This is a genomic window from Chryseobacterium vaccae, from assembly GCF_009602705.1.
GTDB classification, from domain to species: Bacteria; Bacteroidota; Bacteroidia; order Flavobacteriales; family Weeksellaceae; genus Chryseobacterium; species Chryseobacterium vaccae.
Genome location: NZ_VSWH01000001.1, coordinates 297,636 through 319,445, shown reverse-complemented (window position 1 = coordinate 319,445; position 21,810 = coordinate 297,636). Strand labels below are relative to the sequence as shown.

The following is a 21,810-nucleotide window of genomic DNA, read 5'->3' as shown; positions in this document are numbered from 1 at the left end:
ATCATGAAAAATACTTTTTTAATTATACTCTCTCTTTTTTTATTCACCGCCTGTCAGAAGGAAATCGATCTTGACCTGGAAGACCAAAGCGGAAATATTGTTATTGAAGGAAATATTACCAACCAGCCGGGACCTTATTTTGTGAAAATAACCAGATCTGTCGCTTTTACACAGAATAACCAGTATCCTGCTGTAACAGGAGCCACAGTGATCTTAAGCGATAATACCGGACAAGCAGAGACCCTGCAATATGTTGGTAACGGGAAATATCAGACTTCATCGGCTTTTGTGGGAGCATCAGGAAGAACTTATACCTTAAAAATTAATGCAGACGGAAAGCAATACACCGCCCAAAGCACTATGCCGGAAGCGGTTGCTTTTGAAGGTCTGGAACAGGATTCTTTTACATTCGGAGGAAAAATCAGCTATACCCTCCTACCCGTTTTTACAGATCCTGCCGCATTGGGAAACCGCTATCTTTTCAGCTTTACCATTAATAATTTATCTAAAAAGACCGTGAATGTTTTTTCAGACAACATCAATAATGGTCTCCCGAACCAGAGACCTTTAATGCTTCCTAATGATGACAACGACGGTGCCGACCATGAAGTTGTTGTAGGAGATACCATCCATGTTGAAATGCAGTGCATCGACACCAATGTTTTCACCTTCTACAGTGCTCTTCTTGATATTGCAGACGGTGGAAGCGGTGTAACTCCGGCCAACCCTCCAAGTAACATCAGCAACGGAGCTTTGGGATATTTTTCAGCGCACACCCTTAGCAAGCAGAGCTTCGTAATCCAACCATAAAAACATAAATTCATTATAACATCCTGGTTTTAGCCGGGATTTTTTTTGCTCCTTTCATAAGAAGAGTTGGGAAACGCAAAGATTTCTATGTTAATATGCAAGTAAAATTATTCTTATTTGATAAAAATTTGTCTTTTGGTAAAAACGGTTCATTTCTTTTGATAACAGCCATAATTCGATGGATAAGTTTATTTCTCACCGCATTTAAAACACTCATTTTGTTTTTTCCTTCATTTTGGAGGTTCCGTCTCCGTTGGGACTGTTTGAAATATTGGTGCTGTATTCTATCACATCGGTATCAGGAATTGTGTAGGTATTGTTTCCTGTATTCCAGAAGGAAATAGCAATGAATACGCTTACAGAACTGGTTATCATCATTTAATCGCTTATACAAATCATAATGGTTTATGAGGAACTGCTGCTGATCATTCAGAAATATGAAATAGTTCATCCAAAGAAATACTCTTTAATTCTATGTGTAAAATTGAACCATTCCACCCAAAACAATCAGTATATTTGTAGTAACACTCTTTCTTTTTAAAATGCTGACAGATCAATTCGGAAGACATATCAACTATTTAAGGCTGGCCGTTGTGGACCGCTGTAATCTCCGCTGTACTTATTGTATGCCGGAAAACGGACTTACATGGATCAAACAAAAAGACCTGATGACGGATGAAGAAATGCTGAGAATCTGCTCTGTTTTTACGAAATTGGGAGTCGATAAGATCAGAATAACCGGAGGGGAACCTTTTGTAAGGAAGAACTGCATCAGTCTTATTGAAAAAATATCAAATTTAAAAGGCCTCAATAACCTCAGTCTGACAACCAACGGCCTCCTTACTGAACAATATATTCCACAGCTTAAAGCGGCCGGAATACAATCGGTCAATCTGAGTCTTGATACTCTGGATAAAGAGCGATTCTTCAGGATAACCCGCCGGAACAGCTTTGATAAGGTTATGAAAACATTGGAAGCCCTATTGAATCATCATATCAAAGTTAAAATCAACACAGTGGTGATGGAGGGGCAGAATATTGAAGATCTGATTCCCTTGGTATCCCTTACCAAAGATCTGCCTGTGGATGTCCGCTTTATAGAAGAAATGCCATTTAACGGAAGTACCACAGAAGTATCCCTGAAATGGGATCATGCTCACATTTATAACCATATTAAAAGTCAGTTTCCTGAAATAGAAAAAATTGAGGATCCGAAAAGTTCAACATCTTACAACTATACAATCCCTGGTTTTATGGGAGATGTAGGAATTATTGCGGCTTACACCCGTTCTTTTTGCGGAGACTGCAACAGAATACGCATCACTCCTACCGGTGTGTTAAGAAACTGCCTGTATGAAGGCGGCGGTATCAATCTGAAAGAGGAAATGCGTTCCGGAAAAACAGATCATGAGCTGAAAAACAGAATCATCAACACCATCAATAATAAACCCAAAGACGGATGGGAAGCTGAAAAACTCAGCCTGCTCCCCTCACAGACTCATCAGTCTATGGCTACAATCGGAGGATAACTATGGAAATGATTACCGTACAACAGGCAGAAGATATTATACTTTCCCAGGCTCAGGATTTTGGCAGGGAATCCATCCCTTATGATCTGGCATTGGGGAAAGTCCTGGCCGAAGCGATCACTGCTGACCGCGATCTACCGCCTTTTGACCGACCTACCGTTGATGGCATTGCAATAGCTTACAGCTCTTACGAGCAGGGCATCCGTTCGTTTGTCATTAAAGCAGTACAGCCTGCCGGAGAACCTCCAGTTTCCATTATTGCCGACAATGAATGTATTGAAATTATGACGGGAGCTTCACTGGATAAATCAGCAGATACGGTCATCCGCTATGAAGATATTTCCATTGATAACGGAATCGCCACGATTCAGATTGATATAAAAAAAGGCCAAAATATTCACCTTAAAGGAAAGGATAAAAAAGCTGGAGAAATCCTGGTTAAAGCCAATCAGGTGATCACTCCGGCTATCATCGGCATTGCTGCATCCGTAGGAAAAACCACATTATCTGTAAAAAAACTTCCCAAAATCCTGATTATTTCAACGGGAGACGAAATGATCAATCCTGAATCTGTTCCTGAAGCGTTCCAGTTAAGACGTTCAAACGGAATCAGCATAAAATCTGTCCTTGAAAAATATACCGTTCAGGCAGATATGCTTCATCTTAATGATGATTACGAGGAGATAAAAAAAGAACTTTCACGCTGTATTGAGGAATATGATATACTTCTGATGAGCGGCGGTGTTTCTATGGGAAAATTTGATTATTTACCCCAGGTATGCGAAGAACTGGGCGTTGAGAAGCTCTTTCATAAAATAAAGCAGAGACCGGGAAAGCCATTTTGGTTTGGAAAAAGCAGAAATCAAAAGCTTGTTTTTGCATTTCCGGGAAATCCTGTGTCGGTTTTCATGTGCCTGCACCGTTATTTTATTCCGTGGCTGCGAAAATCCCTGGAAATACAAGATCCGGCATTTCAGTACGCGGTTTTACAAAATGATATTGATTTTCTACCTTCTCTTCAGTATTTTGCACAGGTAAAACTTCATGTGAATTCAGAAGGGATGTTAACTGCCGAAATTGTAGACACCAATGGCTCAGGAGATTTTTCCCATCTCGCGGATACGGAAGCTTTTATAGAGCTGCCTCTGGAACAGAACTCTTTCAGAAAGGATGAAGTTTATAAAATATGGAAATATAATTCTTAAAAAACGTATGACAGATTTTTCACATCTTAATAAAAAGCTGCAGCCCAAAATTGTGAATGTAAGCACAAAACAGATTACCCACAGGAAAGCTATGGCCAAAGCAACAATTGAAGTTCCTGAAAACATTCTTCAAAAGCTGAAAGAAGGTGATTTTAAAACCCCAAAAGGGTCCGTTTTTCAGACCGCTATTATCGCAGGGATAATGGCTGCAAAAAAAACAGGCGAGCTCATCCCGCTCTGCCATCCGATAGGCCTTGAAAACTGTGAAGTAGACATTGAAGTAAATGATAAAAATGAGATTGAAATTTACTGCACTGCGGAAGTTGAAGCCAAAACAGGGATAGAAATGGAAGCTCTTACAGGAGCCTCTGTAGCCGCCTTAACCATCTATGATATGTGTAAAGCCCTGAGCCATGATATTGTTATTAAAGAAATTAAATTAATAGAAAAATCCGGTGGAAAAAATGATTTCAGAAGAGAATAATACCATTCCTTCCCTCAATGGTCTTGTTCTGGCTGGGGGAAAAAGCAGGAGAATGGGTACTCCAAAAGATTTACTGAAATGGCACGGAAAGGAACAGCGCTATTTTGCTGCGGATTTACTGGCTCCCTTCTGTGAGGAAGTTTTTATTTCCTGCAGACAGGATCAGCTGGAAGATTTTAATCCGGATTATCATGCTCTTACAGATACCTTCCTGAATATGGGTCCGTTTGGAGGAATTCTTTCTGCACTCCGTTCCCAAAGGGATAAAGCCTGGCTCGTTGTTGCCTGTGACCTGCCCTTACTGGATAAAAAATCACTGGAGTTTCTGATCGAATCACGGGATAGTACAAAAGCAGCCACCACTTATGAAAGTCCTTTTGATGGCCTGCCGGAACCCCTGATTACCATCTGGGAGCCAAAAAGCTACCCTCTTTTGCTGAATTTTTTAGGGATCGGAAATACATGCCCGAGAAAAGTACTCATCAATAGTGACACTCTTATTCTGAAACCTCAGAATCCGGATGCTTTAATGAATGTGAACACCCCTGAAGACGCTGAAAGGGCTCAGGGTATTCTGAAAAAATAGAGATTAATAGCTGCCACTAATGCATTAATAAAAGTATTTATGGATCAGCAGCAAAAAAGAAATCATTATGAGTGGAGATCCATTTGAACGTTATCAATGCCAGATCGTTTTACCCGGATTTGGCCTTTCTTCCCAGGAACTGCTTAAAAATTCCAAAGTACTGATCGTGGGTATGGGTGGTCTTGGCTGCCCGTCTTCACAATATCTAGCGTCATCCGGCATAGGAACTATCGGTATTGTGGATGATGATATTGTTTCTCTGAGTAACCTTCACCGCCAGATTTTATATACCCCTGATGATATAGGATCATTTAAAGTAGATATTGCTGCCAAAAGACTGCAGCAGCAGAACCCTTCTGTTTCGGTGGTTCCTTATCGTTTGAGAGTTACTTCCGATAATGTAATGGATCTGATTTCAGACTTTGATCTGATTATTGAAGGAACCGATAATTTCGAGACCAAATACCTGCTGAACGACGCCTGTGTCCTGTCAGGAAAACCGTTGGTATATGGCGCTATTTATCAGCATGAAGGACAGGTAAGCCTCTGGAATGTTCTGCAGAAAGACGGCAGTTATTCCCCCAATTACCGGGATGTTTTCCCTCATGTAGAAGAATCACAGGTTCCTAACTGCAGGGAAGGCGGAGTTATTCCCACACTGGCTGGAATAGTAGGTTGTATGCAGGCCAACGAAGCGATAAAATACTTAACCCGATCAGAAGATATTTTAGCCGGAAAATTATGGATGATCAACGTGATGAGCGGAAAAACCCAAACCATTAAGCTGCGAAAAACCTCAACTCAGATTACCACTCTTACTCCAACCATTGCTTCAATTACTTTTGAAGAATTACAGAATAACAGGTATGAGCTGATAGATGTCCGGACAGAGCTGGAACATCAGAATTTCCATATCGGCGGGAAGAATATTCCGTTGGATGATCTGGAAAACAAGCTGAGTTTAATCGATCATTTGGTTGCTATTGTTTGCTATTGCGCAACCGGGAAACGGAGTGCTTCTGCAGCTGGAATCATCAAAAAAGCTTTTCCTCAGGCGGAGGTATTTTCTTTGAAAGATGGAATCGACAAACTAAGTGATTCTAAATAACCTAGTTTTGGTTAAGGAGACACATATTAAAGATTGGAGATTGGAAGAAAGGAGTCTGCAGGTTACTTCTGGTTATAAATATTAAAAGCCATTGTAAATTCAAATGACCTTAATAAACAAAGCTTTGTATTACTGACCTTATGTGCTATTATAAACAAAGAGCATTTTACCCAATGCTCTTTGCCGTATATTTAATCTGTAATATGTCCTATAATCAAAGATTCCACCTGATAAGAACTTCGGGCAGGCTTTTTTTCTCCTTCAGCAATGATACGGAGCGGGCCTTTTGACTCCGGCAATGCTTTTCCATCCACCATATCTGCAATAATGACATTCTTATCTGCTATGGAGGAATCCAGTTCAGCCAGTGAAAACAGAACCTGATATCCATCGGTACATTTTACCAATACATATTTTGACAGATTCTCACCATGCAGTTCTTTACCAGAAGGAACTCCTGCCTTTAAAAGAATATCCTGAAGTACCACTCCGGAATAAATATGGGTTTTACCTTCTTTATCTTTTAATGAAGCCTCTTTTCGCGGCATTTTTGAAAGTTCTGATAAAGAGAGCTCCAGAAACTGTTTTACCTCTCCCCCAACCTTTAATGTAAACTGAGACTGAGCCCAAATACCTCCTGAGATTAAAAACAGGAATAACAATATAATCTTTCTCATTGATATCGTTTTTTTATCCGGTTAAGGTCTTTGAACAGCTCCTTTATAAAGCATTTCATCTACCTTTTTATAAACTTCGGGATCGTGTTTTTTAATTTTAATTTTAACATATTTGGAAGCCGGCATATTACTCTCTTTCACTACGTTGTTTACAGATACCAGCACATTGGTTTCCGGAAAATAGGTTACAGTATTTTTTTCAGGAATCTGGTAGGAAACAATAATAAATAGCGGAGCCACTCTTTCTATACCATCATCATAATTATAAAGATCTACTTTATCACCGGCTTTAAATCCGGCTTTGTCAATATCATTCTGATTCATAAAAACCACCCGGCGTTCGTTCTTAATTCCACGGTATCGGTCATCCAGTCCGTAAATGGTTGTATTGAACTGATCATGGGTACGTGTGGTGGCCATCATATATTCATCCGGAGCAAGGGTATTGTCCGGAATGTCTGTTAAAGTGAAGGGAGCCCGTCCTCCAAGTTCTTTAGAAAAGTACTGCTTGTCGCGGGCTGCATTCGGAAGGTAAAAGCCTCCTTTTTGGCGGACACGGACATTATAATCTTCAAATCCGGGAATACAATGTTCAATATCATCCCGCACAGCATCATAACTGTCATGATAACGTTGCCAGTTGATCACAGACCTTTCTCCCAAAGTAGCCATGGCCATACGGCAGACAATCTGGGTCTCATTCACCAGGTTATCAGATACCGGATCCAGCATTCCTTTTGAATCCTGAACAACTCCCATTGAATTTTCTGTGGAGACAATCTGTATTTCACCATTTACAATATCTTTGTCGCTTCGCCCGTATGTTGGCAGGATAAGCGCTTCTTTCCCGTGGACCAGATGCCCGCGGTTTAGTTTGGTGGAAACTGATACAAGTAAATTAAGCTTCCGCAGCGCATTGGCCGTAAAGGTAGTATCCGGTGTTGCGGATATAAAATTTCCTCCCATACAGAACATCACTTTTATTTTCTCCTCATGAATGGCCTTTATGGCGCGAACAACATCATAGCCATGCTTACGGGGTACTTTAAAGCCATAAAAGTTTTCAAGTCTGTCCAGCTGTTCATCAGTAGGCTTTTCATCAATCATCATGGTTCTGTTTCCCTGCACATTGCTGTGACCCCGGACAGGACATACTCCGGCTCCCGGCTTTCCTATGCTTCCTTTCAGCAGAAGAATATTAAGGATCTCACGAATCATATCAACTCCGTTAGGCTGCTGGGTCAATCCCATTCCCCAACTGAAAATAATCCTTTTTTTAGTGGCGATCGCTTCTGCTACTTCATACAATCCTTCTTTAGAAACTCCTGAAAGGACAGCCAGCTCATCCAGGTTGTAATGATCAAACTGCTTTATAAAATCATCGTATCCTACTGTTTTCTCTTTGATAAAGTCTTTATCGAATACAGTGCCCGGGTTTTTCTTTTCAAATTCAATCAATAAAAGTTCAAGTGCTTTTAATAAAGCCATATCCCCATTGATTTTTACAGGAAGATACAGATCGGCAAGCTGAACACCGCCTTTCAGAATATCTTTAACACTCTGTGGATTGATAAAGCCCATCAGACCTGCTTCAGGAAGAGGATTAATGGCAATAATCTTAGCTCCGTTTTTTTTCCCTTTGGCCAGTGCACTCATCATCCTCGGAGCATTGGTTCCGGGATTTTGCCCGATGATTACAATGACTTCTGCTTCATAAAAGTCTTCCAGTGTCACGGTTCCTTTACCAATTCCAATGGTGGGGCGCAATGCTGATCCGGAGGTTTCGTGACACATATTGGAACAGTCCGGCATATTGTTGGTTCCGAATTCTTTGGCAAACAGCTGGTAAACAAAAGAAGCTTCATTACTTGTTCTTCCGGAAGTGTAAAAAGCGGCTTCGTCCGGAGATTCCAGTGCGTTGAAGTGTTCTGCTATTTTTTTAAAGGCATTCTCCCAACTGATAGGCTGATAATGAGTAGCTCCTTCCGGCAGATACATTGGATCTGTAAGTCTTCCCATTTTTCCGATCTGATAATCATCCAATTTGGCAAGATCATATACTGAATTCTGCTTAAAAAACTCGGGTGTCACTCTTTTCGTAGTTGCTTCCTCGGCCAATGCTTTTGCTCCGTTTTCACAGTATTCACCTAAAACAGAACGTTCATCATCAGGATCCGGCCATGCACAGCTGGGACAGTCGAAACCACCCATCTGGTTCATTTTAAATAAGGCTCTCATTCCCCGAACAGGAGCTTTTTCTTCAAATAAATCACTAAAAGCAGCCATCACAGCAGGTATTCCTGCAGCGGCTTTCTCAACGTGGGTAAGCTTAAGATCAAGTAAAGTATAGGGATTCTCTGCATCAGGTTCTTTGCGGATACTTTCTTCTATTTCTTTCTTTTTGTTATTATCTTCCATAGCTTTTTATTTTGTAATGGGATCAACAGGTAAGATTGGGGTTCGGATAATTATCACTCTGGTCTTCCAGGGTATTATCTATACATACAAAGTCTTTTTCTACCAGTAGTTTTACAAGACCTGTCTGTCCGTCAAAGCCTACCTTGTCTGTAGAAACCAGTTCTTCAATCATGGTTTCAGGTATTTTCATGACTATTCTGTTTTCAGTGAAGACTGCGGAAAGTTCATCATCATCCGTTTTCTTAATTTCATAAATAAATGGCCTGTCTACGAATTGAGTCACGCTGGAAACAATTCCGTTTTTTCCTAATTCTGAAACTTCCGACTGGGTAAGGCGTAAGCGGATTGAGTTGTCTTTTATTCTTATTTTCATTGGTCTACTTATTTAGATGGCTGCTGATGTTCATTTTTCTAGTGTAACACTGCCTGCTTTTATATCAATATTTTTATTTTTTTGCCACGGATGCACGAATGTTTTTATTTAGATATTCCTGCTTACTATTTCATAATAATCTCAAGAAAACGGCTTTGGTTATATATATTAAACCGATTGTCCCGAAGGAATCCCAATAAAGTCATATCAAATTCTTTCGCCAGATCCAAAGCAAGACTTGAAGGTGCTCCTATGGCTGCAACTATCGATATTCCTGCCATGGCAGCTTTCTGTATCAGCTCAAAGCTGGCTCTTCCGCTTAATACCAGAATTTTATCTTCAAGGGGAAGCTTTTCTGTAAACAAAGCATGTCCAATAAGCTTATCCAGAGCATTATGTCTTCCCACGTCTTCTCTTAAGGCAAGTAAATTTCCTTTTAAATCGAAAATACCGGAAGCGTGGATTCCTCCGGTAGCACTGAAATTATTCTGAAAAGACTGCAGGTTTCCCGACAGCTGATATAGTATTTCAAGGGGTATTATATGGTTTTGTTTTTCCGGATTCTGAAACGGACTTACCGTTCTGATAGATTCTATAGAACTTTTTCCGCATACTCCGCAACTGGATGTGGTATAAAAATTTCTGTCCGATTTCATCAGCTGAGGAGCAAAACCTTCTATCAATTCCACAACGATAATATTTTGGCTGTTTCTTGAACATTCTTTTGGGGAATGTTCTACCTTCTTAATCTGCTGATAACCGGAAATAATTCCTTCCGTAAAAAGAAAACCGACTGCCAATTCTGCATCATTGCCAGGGGTTCGCATCGTCACTGATATATTTTTAGTTTCCCGCTGTCCTTCCAATCCAGAAGACACCCGGATTTCCAGAGGTTCTTCCACAGCAATATCATCAGTAAAGTAAGAACTAATGTCACCCTTAACCTTAACGATTTCTATCTGGGCTACAGATTTATTTTCTAGTATATTGGTTTTCATAACTTCACGAACTGGTATAGTAAATATACGAAATTTAGTTCTTCCAATTACGGATGGGCAGAAACCCATTCTTCCCCATCTTCAAACACTTCTTTTTTCCATATAGGAACTGTTTGTTTTATGGTATCGATAACATACCGGCAGGCATCGAAAACAGCATCCCTGTGCCCATCGTTGACCACAATTATTACCGCGGCATCACCGGGAAACAGGATTCCGATGCGATGATGAATGACAATATTCTGTACAGAAAATAAAGAAACCGCATTCTCTGCTATTTTCCGCATCTCTTTTATTGCCATGGGTTGATAGCACTCATATTCCAGGCGGATAACGGGTTTGTTTTTTGTGATATTGCGGACTGTTCCTATAAATGTAGCGATGCCTCCGCTTGTAAGATCCTGAGCTATGGCAAGGCATTTAGAGATATCCAGCTGGTTTTCTGTTATTTTTATATCAATCATTGCAATCCTGATTTTTTGTACCGGGTATAGATATTTTTATGTTTTGCGGAGTCTTTTTATTGGAAGCCTCATAATCAGTTGAGTTAACCGCCGCTTACCGGAGGGATGATTGCTATTTCGTTGATACTGCTTAATATCTGTTCATCTTCGGCATATTCTTCATCTACTCCTATAAAGTATGATTTCAGCTTTTTCAGTTCCGGAAATTCTCCTTCCAGAAAGTTTTTCAGCTGCTTTACATTAAGATCATCATTTACCTCCACTATTTTTTCTGACGCTCCGAAAATATCTTTCGTTATACCAAATGCCAATATTTTAAGTTTCATTTACCAATACTTTATTAAAACGTTTACTCCTGCTACTAAAACCAATACTGCGGTCATTCTTTTGATGACCAGCGCATCCCATTTCAGAGACATTCTTGACCCTATCTGTCCGCCGATGAAAACAGCCAGACATAAACTCAGGATTCTGAAAAAATCTATATCTATCGATACTTGTGATATCTGCCCGAAAATTCCGGATATGGAATTCACTAAAATAAAAACACTGGATGTTGCGGCAATCTTTCGCGGGGTATCCCATTTCATCAGATTAAGTAACGGTGAAAGAAAGATTCCACCGCCAATTCCCACCAATCCTGATAAAAATCCGATGCCTCCTCCCAAAAAACTGTTTCTGACAACTGATATTTTAGAATCCTCTACAGTGTTTTCTTCATTCTTCGTTTCTGTTTTCACCCATAATAATAGGGCCGCCACGATTAGTGTAATTCCTAAAATTAAAAAGAAGGTTTCCTGTTTTATTTTTAATACAGCTCCCAGGTAGGCCATGGGAACACTTACCAGGGTTATGGGAATCACCTTTTTCCAATTAACCTGTTTATTTTTCCAATAAATATAAACTCCTCCAATGACAACAATGACATTGCAGATTAATGCTGTTAACCGTATTTCCTGGTACGGAAGGTTATACATAGCCAGAACAGCCAAGTAGCTGGAACCTCCGCCAAATCCTATTGATGAATACACAAAAGCGATTATTAAAAAGAAGAAAAAGATTTCCCAGTGCCCCATGCTGTTGTATTGAGAATTAATTTAATACAATAATAACAAATTTAGGGATTGTCTGCCCTATTGCAATATGAAATTCTCTGCTATGATTTATAAAAAAGATCACCCATTGTTTATTAAAAGTTGAAGATGTCTTCTATTCAAGGGTCTCCAAAAAATTAAACCCTCCAAATTCTATATTCAGAGGGTTTAGTTTATTTTACAAGTATTCGGTTAGTTGGCTGCCGGGTCAATAAGTTCTTTGGTAATTCCCAAAGATTTTAAAAGATCCTTACCATCAAAAAGTAAAGTTGCATAGTGTGTTCCTTTTTTAAAAATCAGTTGTGAACCTCCCGGAAATGAACTGCCATCACCAAGTTTTTGGATTTTAACTCCGTGCTTCCCGAATTTGGTTTTAGCCTCCTGCAAAGTTGTTTTGTTCATTGCAAGGCCAAAAGGAAGTCCATCAACAATTAAAAATTGATCCTCCGGAATATCAAAAAACATTTCGTTGATTGCGTTATTCTTTCCAAGACTGCAATATAGCTCCAACCCTGATTTGGTAAGCCACTTGGCATATTTTTCATCATTGGCATCTTCATAAAATTCAGTTTTCACCTTTAAAGCGGCTGATACTTTTTCCGGTGTCTGTGGAAAAATAAACTCTGAGCTTTTGTTCAGTAAAGAATTTAAATTTGCAGTTTTCTGTGAAAATGCTGTGAAGCTTAACAATTGAAAAAGTACGGTTAAAACTAAAGTAAGTGGTTTTAGCTGCATAAGATGTAGTATTTAATATTTAAAGATTGGATGGATAAAGATATTAAAATAACGTGAGTTGGGGTTAAGGAGTTTAAATGTAAAAGGCTGGAAGATGGAAGGAGGAGGCTGGAAGTTACTTTTAGTTATAGATACTGAAAACCTCTGTAAAATCAAATTAGCTAAAAAAGATGGCAATCTATTATTGATGATCTTCAGAACTTCCCTCTTCCATCATCCAGCTTCAAACCTGCATCTATCAGGTATTCTTATTCCGAACTGAGGTTATTTATAAAAAACATCAAACTTTCTGGGAAGCTATGAAGTAAAATACTTTTTCACAGCCACATATTTGATATCCATGTCAGGTCGTTTTCAACAATTTCAAAGATACACTATTTTATTTTACAAAAGATAAATCCTATTGGGAGACGATGGCTATAAAAATGATATTCTCTTACTTAGTTCTGTTAAAACCTTAAAGTAAATTCTTGTTTTATTATACTAAAATTTGTATCATCGTATAAGATTATGCAAAGGAACTGATGTATTATTTTCAATTCATGATCTTTAAAAAACATAAATAATAAAAAATGATTGTCAGAAAAACGATTGGTCTGAAAGGTGTTGTGCGTTTTGCAGGCCATCATATCTGGTGGCTGACCACTTATATGACTCTGGTGTCCGTACTCTATAAAGTGGCGGGCTGGCACTGGATTTCCATTCCCTGGCTGCCGGTTTCACTGGTAGGTACTGCTTTGGCTTTTTACATCGGTTTTAAAAATAACCAGTCTTACGACCGCGTCTGGGAAGCCCGGAAAATATGGGGTGCTATTGTAAACAGTAGCCGAAGTTGGGCAGTAATGGTCAATTCTTTTGTAAAAAACAGCCCTGATACACAGTTTACGGTACAGGAACTTGAACAGATCAAAGAGCGTCTGATCTACCGGCATATCGCCTGGCTCTATACTTTCAGGGACCAACTTCTGGTTCCAACGCAATGGGAACATGTGAGCTTGCGGTGGCATTTTGGAAAAATAGCCCAGAAACGGCAGGAATCTGAAGGTATAGGACTATTTAAAGATTTTTTAAATGAACAACAGAAAACCAATTATTTTTTCGATGAGTCTAGATTAGCCGGCGCTGCCAATAAAGCAACCCAGCTCATCAACCTGCAGTCTCTGGATCTTGCAGAGCTTGAAGAAAAACAAGTTCTACACATGAGAAAACAGCTGGATATGCAAAAAGTGCTTTCTGATTTTTATGACCATCAGGGAAGAGCTGAACGTATTAAAAAGTTCCCTATCCCCCGCCAATATGCCAATTTAAGCTTCATATTCAACTGTATTTTTATTTTCCTGTTACCTTTAGGCATTGTAGCGGAATTTGCAAAACTGGGTGAAGCCGGAGTATGGCTGATGATCCCATTTGGCGCTATAGTTGGCTGGATCTATGTTTTGATGGAACTGATAGGAGATTATTCCGAAAATCCTTTTGAAGGCTTAGGTACCGATATCCCTATGCTTTCTATCTGCCGTACCATAGAAATTGATTTACTGCAGATACTGGGCAAAACACATGTACCCCAGCCTATTCAACCTATCAATGATATTTTAATGTAAGATATTCTGTAGAATTTTCCCTTATAATTTCAGATTTTCTATTGAAATTCACAGTTACGGATTACTCTGCCTTAAGCTATTTTCAACTTTTTTTGTAAGACATAAAAAAAATTTGCCCATTAATAAAAATCTTTCTATATTTGCACCACTGAAAACGACGGTACAGCCGAAGTTCAGGGAGAGTTGGCAGAGTGGTCGATTGCGGCAGTCTTGAAAACTGTTGACTGTAACAGGTCCGGGGGTTCGAATCCCTCACTCTCCGCAACCTGCTAAATGAGCACTTTAAAACTCATCTTTTAAAGTTTTCAAAAAGCATCAAAAATTTTTAAATCCTGCAAAATCAATGATTTGCAGGATTTTTTTGTTGATGGCAGTCGCTATAATTTTCAAAAATAATCCAAAAGTTTGTGGCAGATTCGTGGCAATATTCAAAAATCCTAAAAATTGCCACAGAATTACACGTAATTGATTGAAAGTAAACGCGTAGCAAATCTAAACATCTTGATTTTAAGCACTTTTAGTTTGACATTTATAACCCTTAAAATGTTGAATTATGTTAGAGCAAAGTTATGGGCTCACCTTTTTCTTAAAGAGCTCAAATGTAAAGGACAAGTCGATCCGCCATGTTTATCTGCGGATCACAGTAGATGGCATTCCCAAAGAAACTTCCACAAAAAGAAAATGGGAGGTAAACAGATGGGATCAGAAGGAAGGAAAAGCAACGGGAACAAAAGAGGATGCCAAGTCCCTGAATTTCTTTCTGGAATCACTGACCACAAAGATCAATAACCACAAGACAGAATTATTAAATAATGGCATTCCTATTTCTGCTGTGGACCTTATCAATTTTGTAAACGGTAAATACAAACACCGTAATAAGGTACTTGAGGAATTTCAGGAACATAACGATGAAATAGAGGCACTGATCCCTACAAAAGAATATTCCAAAGGTACCCATGAGCGCTATGTTACCGCTCGTTCACATGTACAGGAATTCATCCAATATAAATATGGTAGGAATGATCTTGAATTCAGTGCCCTGAACTATGAGTTCGTAAAGGATTATGATATGTATCTTAAAACCGTGCGAAAATGCTCGAATAATACTTCCCTGAAGTATATCAGCAATTTCAAAAAGATTGTTTTAAGGGCAGTGGCCAAAGAAATCATTCCCAAAGATCCTTTCAAGCTTTTTGTCAGCAAGAAAACCAAGATAAAAAAGAAACCCCTGACAAAAGCTGAACTTAAAAGAATTGAAGATAAGGTTTTTACTTCCGAACGCCTTAGTGTGATCCGTGATGTTTTTGTCTTTCAGTGCTACACAGGGCTGTGTTATATTGATGCCTACCAGCTGAAATGGAGCGACATCAAGGAAACTGATGACGGTTGGTTGTGGATCATGTCAAACAGACAGAAGTCAAAATCAGACACCGATATTCCCCTATTGCCCAAAGCACTCGAAATTATGACCAAGTACAAGGATCATCCTTTATGTATAAAAAGAGGAACGGTTCTTCCCGTCCGTTCCAATCAGAAAATGAATGAGTACCTGAAAGAGATTGCTGATCTCTGCGAGATACATACAGCACTCAATACCCATAAGGCAAGACGCACGTTCGCTAGTACCATTACCCTCAACAATGGTGTGCCGATCAATATCGTAAAAGAAATGCTTGGGCATCATTCCGTATCACAGACAGAGGATTATGCAATTACAGAGCAACAGTCCATCGCACGGGAAATGAAGGAGCTTGAAACGAAACTGGGAGCTAACAGCGGAGATTTTAATATGGATCTGCTTAGATTCCTTGAAAAGCTTGAAAAAGAGTTTGATCTTTTAAAGAATATCAGTAATGCTAAGACTGACCCGACACATAATAACAGGCTTCTGGCCTTTGAAGATATGCTGGAAAGAGCAAAAGCAATGATTTAATAATAAAATAAGCCTCAACGGCATTTACCCTGTTGAGGCTTATGATTTCAGGGTCATTCCTGTTGCCTTCGTAGAATTTCTACAGTGCTACGGTAATCCGGATGGTAAGAAGGTGTATATTTGATATACCCCAGTTCCTGTAACTGCTTTAAATATTTATGGTAACAGGTCAATGTCCTGATGTGGGAAAGTGCCATCAATCTGCTGCGGCTTACCCTTATTGTCCATTTCTCATTCTGCTTGCAGGCAAGTCTGGCGATGGCGACCAACAATGAAATATGCGTTGGACAGAGCTGTGGGTCTCCTACGATAAAATCGAGGAAATCGAACCATCTCTGGGGATCATTCGTTTTCATCGCTGAACAGTTTTTGAAGGTCTTCTTTATTATAATAATATGACCCTAATAATTTCTTAAATCTAATTTTTCCGGTAATCCTCAGGTTTTGCAGTGTAGCAGCAGAGATATTCAGTTTTTTCCGGATTGTTTTGCTCCTCATCCATCCAAACTCTTCCCTTTCCTTTTCAGCTTCACCTGTAAGTTTCAAATCGATCAACTTTTCAAGTTCTGATATCAGCTGTTTTTTTAAGACCTCGAGGTCATTTTTTGTCAATGTCTCCATATCTAAGATTTTTGATTCACTTCAAAAATCTTGTTTTAAGTGATATGCTGCTGGTCTGTGGCTTTCAGTGGCTCTTTTTTTCCGATGTTTTCCTAATTGGAGTATAACTATTGGAGATTAATACACTTGTGTAGGTTAAGTTTCAAAGCATTATTAGCCCTATTTTTTATATTCTAGAAATAATGATCTTATTGATGTCAATCGGCTATTTATCTTCGAAAACCTTTTCCTTTTTTGGGCGGATTAATTTGGATTTGTGACTTTTTGATTTGAGCTAGTTTTTCGGCTCTATTCTTAACGTATTTTTTTAGACTATCACTAAAATGTGTATTAAACCACTGTATGTCCTTATTGATTATTTGACAACTTGTATTATCTTTAAGATAATAAGCGATTGATATAGGCACACCCAAACTCGTAGTATCTACAAACCTAATTATATTAAAGAGTTCAAAATTTTCATTGACCCTTTTAACGCCTTCATCGTAATTAAATTTTATATCGTTAGGGCTTACATCATGTTTGCCTAGTGCGACACGGTCTGTAACCCTTGAAGTCGCCAAATTAATATTGTCAAGGCCAAAATAGATAAGATTAGTTTGATAACCTGCATCTATAAAGATCTTAGTTATCTGGGCTGCCATATCGGTCGAAAAATTACTTTCAAATGCAAAGTCCTTTTTTAAAGATAAAGCAGTCTCAATTTCTTTTTCCAGTCTTGATGGCACACCTCCTTTAAGTTTCTCAGGGTCATAATTTGGATATCTACGCAAAAGTTCCGCATAGATCTCATCACCGTTGAAATAAAATACATTTTCAGGAATAAAATCGCCGCTATAAGTTGACTTTCCTGCCCCGTTGGGGCCTGCTAAAAGGAAAAACTGTGGCCTGCTCATGATTAAAGCTAATTCTTGTTAATGATATAAGCCCAACGCCCTTTTCCGGCTGGCAGAAGTCGTTTTATAATGGAATACTTTCTGCTATCAGCATTAAAATCCACAAGATCTTCTGAGCCATCAGGATTGGCACTGATAAATTCCCTTTCAGCGGTACATCTATCATCCTTGTAGTGCAGAGATACTCCTTTTGCAAAAGCCTCACGGTAAAGATTCTCTGTAGTGATAATGCTTTTCTCATGTGTTTCTGTTATAGTCTGCCCTCCAGGGATCATGTTATTAAGAAACATATTATCCTCTTTCCACTTTTCCATAAGATCTTCTAATAATAACCTCATTTGGCTATTTTCTTTTAAACTATTTTTTAACTCAGACAGTTCTTCAAGTGGAACAAAAAGCCCGGTTTGAATACCTTTGTTATTTTTTATATTACTCATTTTCATAGAACTAAATATTGATTTATTAAACAAATTTAAACATTATATTTTTCAAAAAGAACCTGGGTATTGCGATATTCAGATACTTTGGATTTATCATAAATTTTCTTTCAAAAAATTGAATTCTTAATTTATTAGGATGTTTTTCGGTTATTGCATTCTAGATTTTGAAGCAAATCAAAAATCATATTTTTTTGCTTATAGGTATATAAAATTGTATTGAGAGGCACTCTTTTTCCTTTATTGTCCTAATTCACATCCGTTAGAATAGAGGTTTATTTCTCTCTTGCTCCTTTTCGATGAAAGCAAATTCTTAGATCCCAAATTAATAATATATGTTAATGTAATTGGTTATAAGATATAATGACCCTATAATGGGTTTCAATCCTATATATTTCTTTCTCCTTTTCTTTCAGGGTAAAGGTTAACGGTAATCAGTTCCGTTCTTTATAGAGGAAAGTGCTTTCTGCTAAAATACTTTTAAAACCTAACACTTTTATTACCCAAATGTTATAAGACATGATAATTGCTTTTCTCACCATATATCTGTATAACCGCGAATACACCATATGATCTTTTGATCCATTTTACAGCTTTACCAACCTCTTCCTAAGGAAATCAAACACCAAATAAGGCAACTGACCGCCACGCTGAATATCCCAATGGTTTAATGTCATATTTTCCGGAAATTCAATACGTAAGATAATGAACTGTAAACAATTAAATGCTATCAGCCTGGAAGAAGTCCTCGCTGGTCTTGGACACCTTCCAGTCAAACAAAATAATAAAGAAACCTGGTATCTCAGCCCTTTTGGAGCGGAGAAACAGGCTTCTTTTAAGGTTGACAAACGCCTCAACCTATGGTATCTGTTCTCAGAAGGTGTCGGTGGTACAACCACGGATCTTGTGCAGAAGTATTTTGGCACATCTGTGAACGATGTCCTGCGGTGGGCATCCGGACAGAATTTTTCTTCTTTTCATCAGCAAATAAAACCGATTAGGAAAATAACTACCGAATATAGGATAGAAAAGGTAATGGACTTACATAATATTCACCTTATGGATTATCTTCGACAAAGAGGATTATCATCCAAAACATATCCTTATGTAAAGGAAGTCTGGTTCACTATAAAAGATAAATCTTATTATGCAGTAGGATTCCAGAACCTATCCAATGGCTGGGAACTTCGCAATCCTTACTATAAAGGCGCATTGCTGAACAAGGATATTTCAATCCTGCATACCCCTCCGGCAATTCTGAATGCCGGAACGCAGGAATTTCAGCAGAATGGAGTTCCTGCGGTACCTCATGATGGAATTCCGGAGCGTAGGATTGCTGTCACGGAAGGCTTCATGGATGCCCTCTCGTTTATTGAGATGCAGACCAGCTACCGGGGAGACCTGCTTGTTCTCAATTCGATAAGTTTACTCGGAAAAGTAATAGAGACCCTAAAAGATTATACCGAGATCAATCTATTTCTTGATAATGACAATGCGGGCAAAAAATGTACTGCCAAAATCATAGCTGCCTATCCCCATGCGAAAGACTATTCCTATCTCTATTCATCATGCAAAGATCTGAACGAGCACCTCATAGCAAAGAGACAGCGGAAGGCTCTGTCTGCACAAAATACGGGAAATGCTCCCCAAAAGGAAGCTGGCAGTGCAGAACAACAAGAGGGCTGCACCAAAGAAACGAACAGGATAAAAAAGGGGATGCGCAGAAGAATGTAACACTGCGCTTTTTACAAACTGTCTGCAAAAGTTAGGAGCTCATTCGCAACTTTGAAACTCCCTACGGTCGTAACAAAGTTTCTGCTTCGCCCTGCCGGGGGCAAAAAAAAAGCCCATTTATGGGCTGAAAGTAGATAATATCTGAAATGACTTCAAATATGAACATAAGTTATCATACTAAATATACAATGATATAATCAGTCAGCCTATGAAAACTTCCATCAATTTTAAAGCTGTGAAATCTGATTCTGAGATTCATAATTTCAGAAAGAAGACTTTTGATTATATCCGAAAGGAACTGACCCCGAAAAATGAATACTGGCAAGAAGATAAGATTTCTGACAGGACACTGAAAATTGAAGCATATTGTAAACAGAAATCAGGCAGAAAGTTACAGAGTAACGCAATGCCGATCCGTGAAGCTGTGGTGGTCATCAAAGAAGATACCACCATGAAAGACCTTCACGATCTGGCACAAAAACTTCAGCAAGAACTGGGAATCCAGATTTTTCAGATTGCTATCCACAAGGACGAAGGCCACTGGGAGAAAGAATCCAAAGAATGGAAACCAAATTACCATGCGCATCTTGTTGCTGACTGGCAGGATCCGAAAACTGGAAAGACTTTAAAACATCAGTCATTTCATTACTCCAAAATGCAGGATCTGGCGGCGGAATGTCTGGGAATGGAACGTGGTACCGCTGGATCAATTGGAAGACTGGAAGCCGTGGAATTCAAGATCCAAAAAAAAGAAGAGGAATTAAAGACCCTCGAACGCAAAGTTCAGCAAATGACAGCTGAACTCGGTTCTGGGAAATTCAGGGAGTTAATCAGTAAGGATTCCAATTTCTTCGGAAATCAACGGATTAATCTGGATAAGACAGCAGAAAACTTTGGAAATGTGTTCAAGCTCTATAACGCTGAACGCATAAAAAGCAATGATGAACTTGAAACATTGAAGAAGCTAAACACTGAACTTGGAGCAGAAATAAAAGATCTTAAAAAAGAAATTTCGGATCTGAAAAGCAAAAATGCCACGCTATTGACCAATCCCGATATTTTTGCTTTGGAAAAGAAAAAATACTTTGGCTCTGTAATCAATCTACTTGAAAAATCGATCAGGCAACATTGGTTCGAATATCCCCAAGCTGATCGGTTTGATAAAGATTTTTTACACGGAGAGATGAACAGTATATGCAAAGAATTATCCTTAAATAGTCATATCCCGTTTTCTGCCTTTGAAGCTATATTTCAGGTGGTGGAACTGGCGACGGACCTTTTCGCCCTTTTGAGTATTGGAGGTAGAAATAATGAGCTGGATGAGATCCCGATCCAAATAAAGAAAAAGAAAAGAAGAAGAATTTCTTGATCTATGAGTACTGTTTGATTATATTTCTTATTAATTAAATATATCAATGCAAAACTATGCAAGTATTTTTTTTACAAAATAATAAAACTGGCCTATTTGCCAGTTTTGTTTCTTTATATTTAAGAAAAATGTTTACAATTATTCCTTAATTTTATCTATTAAAGTCTCAATAAGTTTATTTTGAACATTAAGGAGATTTGTAATAGCATCTTGATTCTTTAAAATACCATTAATCAGTTCAGGTGATTCTGTGTAGAAATTAGAATTAGGATTGCCAATATTCTGGATGCTACAATCATTATTTGTTATTGTGAAAGTTGGAGCTTCTTCTAAAAGATCATTAAGGTCAATTTCGTATACTTCAGAAATCTTTAGTAGATTTTCTATAGCTGGTTTTGCCAAATCGGTTTCCCATTTATGATATGCAGGTTGTGAAATGTTTAGTAAATCAGCAACTTCTTGTTGTGTATAACCTTTCTTTTTTCTAAGCCTACTCAATTTCGTCCCTAGTGAAACCATAATATTATTTGTTTATACAAAAATAATGATTTTTAATATAGAAAAACTATATATATTCATAACCCTCGGTTATTAAATTTATAACCAGCCTTCTTTTTTCCTACCAAACTTAGCAATACCTTTCTCAATAAAATATTTAATCATTTAAATAAAAAAATAATACGTCAAGTTCTGTCGCTATGAAGCTATAGTTTTGTCCGAGAAACAACAATCTATGCC

24 protein-coding genes and 1 tRNA gene are annotated in these 21,810 nt (G+C 38.4%); 11 read left to right on the top strand and 14 right to left on the bottom strand.

Annotated elements, in window-relative coordinates; translation table 11 throughout:
* Nucleotides 1-3: 3 nt before the first annotated feature.
* Entirely contained in the window at nt 4-810 is an 807-nt protein-coding gene (locus FW768_RS01410; RefSeq protein WP_153391715.1) for a DUF4249 domain-containing protein, read from the top strand.
* A 213-nt stretch (nt 811-1,023) separates the two neighbouring features.
* Here FW768_RS01410 and FW768_RS01405 read toward each other — a convergent pair whose 3' ends face one another.
* Complete coding sequence (locus tag FW768_RS01405) at nt 1,024-1,188, bottom strand: hypothetical protein (RefSeq protein ID WP_153391713.1); 165 nt, start codon at nt 1,186-1,188, stop codon at nt 1,024-1,026.
* Between the two features lie 164 nt (nt 1,189-1,352).
* Here FW768_RS01405 and moaA point away from each other — a divergent pair, with 164 nt between their 5' ends.
* The 5 genes from moaA to FW768_RS01380 all read left to right on the top strand — a co-directional run bounded on the left by moaA (nt 1,353) and on the right by FW768_RS01380 (nt 5,722).
* Nucleotides 1,353-2,339, top strand: a complete 987-nt coding sequence (moaA, locus tag FW768_RS01400) for a GTP 3',8-cyclase MoaA (protein ID WP_153391711.1) — start codon at nt 1,353-1,355, stop codon at nt 2,337-2,339.
* A gap of 2 nt (nt 2,340-2,341) precedes the next feature.
* Nucleotides 2,342-3,544, top strand: a complete 1,203-nt coding sequence (locus FW768_RS01395; protein WP_153391709.1) for a molybdopterin molybdotransferase MoeA — start codon at nt 2,342-2,344, stop codon at nt 3,542-3,544.
* A gap of 7 nt (nt 3,545-3,551) precedes the next feature.
* Complete coding sequence (moaC, locus tag FW768_RS01390) at nt 3,552-4,028, top strand: cyclic pyranopterin monophosphate synthase MoaC (protein WP_153391707.1); 477 nt, start codon at nt 3,552-3,554, stop codon at nt 4,026-4,028.
* A complete protein-coding gene (locus tag FW768_RS01385; RefSeq protein WP_153391705.1) occupies nt 4,009-4,614 on the top strand; it encodes an NTP transferase domain-containing protein in 606 nt (201 codons plus the stop codon). Before moaC ends, FW768_RS01385 begins: the two co-directional genes overlap by 20 nt.
* A gap of 67 nt (nt 4,615-4,681) precedes the next feature.
* Nucleotides 4,682-5,722, top strand: coding sequence for a HesA/MoeB/ThiF family protein (locus FW768_RS01380; RefSeq protein WP_153391703.1), 1,041 nt, complete (start codon nt 4,682-4,684; stop codon nt 5,720-5,722).
* A gap of 191 nt (nt 5,723-5,913) precedes the next feature.
* Here the strand turns inward: FW768_RS01380 and FW768_RS01375 are convergent, their stop codons facing one another.
* The 8 genes from FW768_RS01375 to FW768_RS01340 form a co-directional block, all read right to left on the bottom strand.
* Nucleotides 5,914-6,399 (bottom strand): molybdopterin-dependent oxidoreductase, encoded by a 486-nt coding sequence (locus FW768_RS01375; protein WP_153391701.1) that lies wholly within the window; start codon nt 6,397-6,399, stop codon nt 5,914-5,916.
* A gap of 21 nt (nt 6,400-6,420) precedes the next feature.
* Nucleotides 6,421-8,817 carry an FdhF/YdeP family oxidoreductase gene (locus FW768_RS01370; protein WP_153391699.1) on the bottom strand — a complete coding sequence of 799 codons (2,397 nt, stop codon included), beginning with the start codon at nt 8,815-8,817 and terminating at the stop codon, nt 6,421-6,423.
* A 22-nt stretch (nt 8,818-8,839) separates the two neighbouring features.
* Complete coding sequence (locus FW768_RS01365; RefSeq protein ID WP_153391697.1) at nt 8,840-9,190, bottom strand: DUF7009 family protein; 351 nt, start codon at nt 9,188-9,190, stop codon at nt 8,840-8,842.
* A 125-nt stretch (nt 9,191-9,315) separates the two neighbouring features.
* The gene (gene fdhD / locus FW768_RS01360; protein ID WP_153391695.1) at nt 9,316-10,188 is read right to left on the bottom strand and encodes a formate dehydrogenase accessory sulfurtransferase FdhD; all 873 of its coding nucleotides are present in this window, start codon (nt 10,186-10,188) and stop codon (nt 9,316-9,318) included.
* A 47-nt stretch (nt 10,189-10,235) separates the two neighbouring features.
* A complete protein-coding gene (locus FW768_RS01355) occupies nt 10,236-10,652 on the bottom strand; it encodes a molybdenum cofactor biosynthesis protein MoaE (RefSeq protein WP_153391693.1) in 417 nt (138 codons plus the stop codon).
* Between the two features lie 83 nt (nt 10,653-10,735).
* A complete protein-coding gene (locus FW768_RS01350) occupies nt 10,736-10,978 on the bottom strand; it encodes a MoaD/ThiS family protein (RefSeq protein WP_153391691.1) in 243 nt (80 codons plus the stop codon).
* Nucleotides 10,979-11,728, bottom strand: a complete 750-nt coding sequence (locus FW768_RS01345) for a sulfite exporter TauE/SafE family protein (protein ID WP_153391689.1) — start codon at nt 11,726-11,728, stop codon at nt 10,979-10,981.
* Between the two features lie 210 nt (nt 11,729-11,938).
* Nucleotides 11,939-12,481 carry a hypothetical protein gene (locus FW768_RS01340; RefSeq protein ID WP_153391687.1) on the bottom strand — a complete coding sequence of 181 codons (543 nt, stop codon included), beginning with the start codon at nt 12,479-12,481 and terminating at the stop codon, nt 11,939-11,941.
* A gap of 572 nt (nt 12,482-13,053) precedes the next feature.
* On the opposite strand from FW768_RS01340, the gene FW768_RS01335 reads away from it, so the two are divergent.
* From FW768_RS01335 to FW768_RS01325, 3 genes are all read left to right on the top strand, one after another.
* Complete coding sequence (locus FW768_RS01335) at nt 13,054-14,082, top strand: bestrophin family protein (protein WP_153391686.1); 1,029 nt, start codon at nt 13,054-13,056, stop codon at nt 14,080-14,082.
* Nucleotides 14,083-14,259: 177 nt separating this feature from the next.
* Nucleotides 14,260-14,344, top strand: a tRNA-Ser gene (locus FW768_RS01330).
* A gap of 291 nt (nt 14,345-14,635) precedes the next feature.
* Entirely contained in the window at nt 14,636-16,015 is a 1,380-nt protein-coding gene (locus FW768_RS01325; protein WP_153391684.1) for a site-specific integrase, read from the top strand.
* A gap of 53 nt (nt 16,016-16,068) precedes the next feature.
* Here FW768_RS01325 and FW768_RS01320 read toward each other — a convergent pair whose 3' ends face one another.
* The 4 genes from FW768_RS01320 to FW768_RS01305 all read right to left on the bottom strand — a co-directional run bounded on the left by FW768_RS01320 (nt 16,069) and on the right by FW768_RS01305 (nt 17,975).
* Complete coding sequence (locus tag FW768_RS01320; RefSeq protein ID WP_153391682.1) at nt 16,069-16,371, bottom strand: hypothetical protein; 303 nt, start codon at nt 16,369-16,371, stop codon at nt 16,069-16,071.
* On the bottom strand, nt 16,358-16,636 hold the full coding sequence (locus FW768_RS01315) for a helix-turn-helix domain-containing protein (protein ID WP_153391680.1): 279 nt from the start codon (nt 16,634-16,636) through the stop codon (nt 16,358-16,360). Before FW768_RS01315 ends, FW768_RS01320 begins: the two co-directional genes overlap by 14 nt.
* Nucleotides 16,637-16,845: 209 nt before the next feature.
* On the bottom strand, nt 16,846-17,532 hold the full coding sequence (locus FW768_RS01310; RefSeq protein WP_153391679.1) for a zeta toxin family protein: 687 nt from the start codon (nt 17,530-17,532) through the stop codon (nt 16,846-16,848).
* Between the two features lie 8 nt (nt 17,533-17,540).
* Nucleotides 17,541-17,975 (bottom strand): hypothetical protein, encoded by a 435-nt coding sequence (locus tag FW768_RS01305; RefSeq protein ID WP_153391677.1) that lies wholly within the window; start codon nt 17,973-17,975, stop codon nt 17,541-17,543.
* Between the two features lie 699 nt (nt 17,976-18,674).
* Here FW768_RS01305 and FW768_RS01300 point away from each other — a divergent pair.
* On the top strand, nt 18,675-19,703 hold the full coding sequence (locus FW768_RS01300; RefSeq protein WP_153391675.1) for a toprim domain-containing protein: 1,029 nt from the start codon (nt 18,675-18,677) through the stop codon (nt 19,701-19,703).
* 208 nt (nt 19,704-19,911) lie between these two features.
* Nucleotides 19,912-21,072, top strand: coding sequence for a hypothetical protein (locus FW768_RS01295; RefSeq protein ID WP_153391673.1), 1,161 nt, complete (start codon nt 19,912-19,914; stop codon nt 21,070-21,072).
* Between the two features lie 138 nt (nt 21,073-21,210).
* On the opposite strand, the gene FW768_RS01290 is transcribed toward FW768_RS01295, so the two are convergent.
* Nucleotides 21,211-21,591, bottom strand: coding sequence for a helix-turn-helix domain-containing protein (locus FW768_RS01290; RefSeq protein WP_153391671.1), 381 nt, complete (start codon nt 21,589-21,591; stop codon nt 21,211-21,213).
* Between the last annotated feature and the right edge of the window lie 219 nt (nt 21,592-21,810).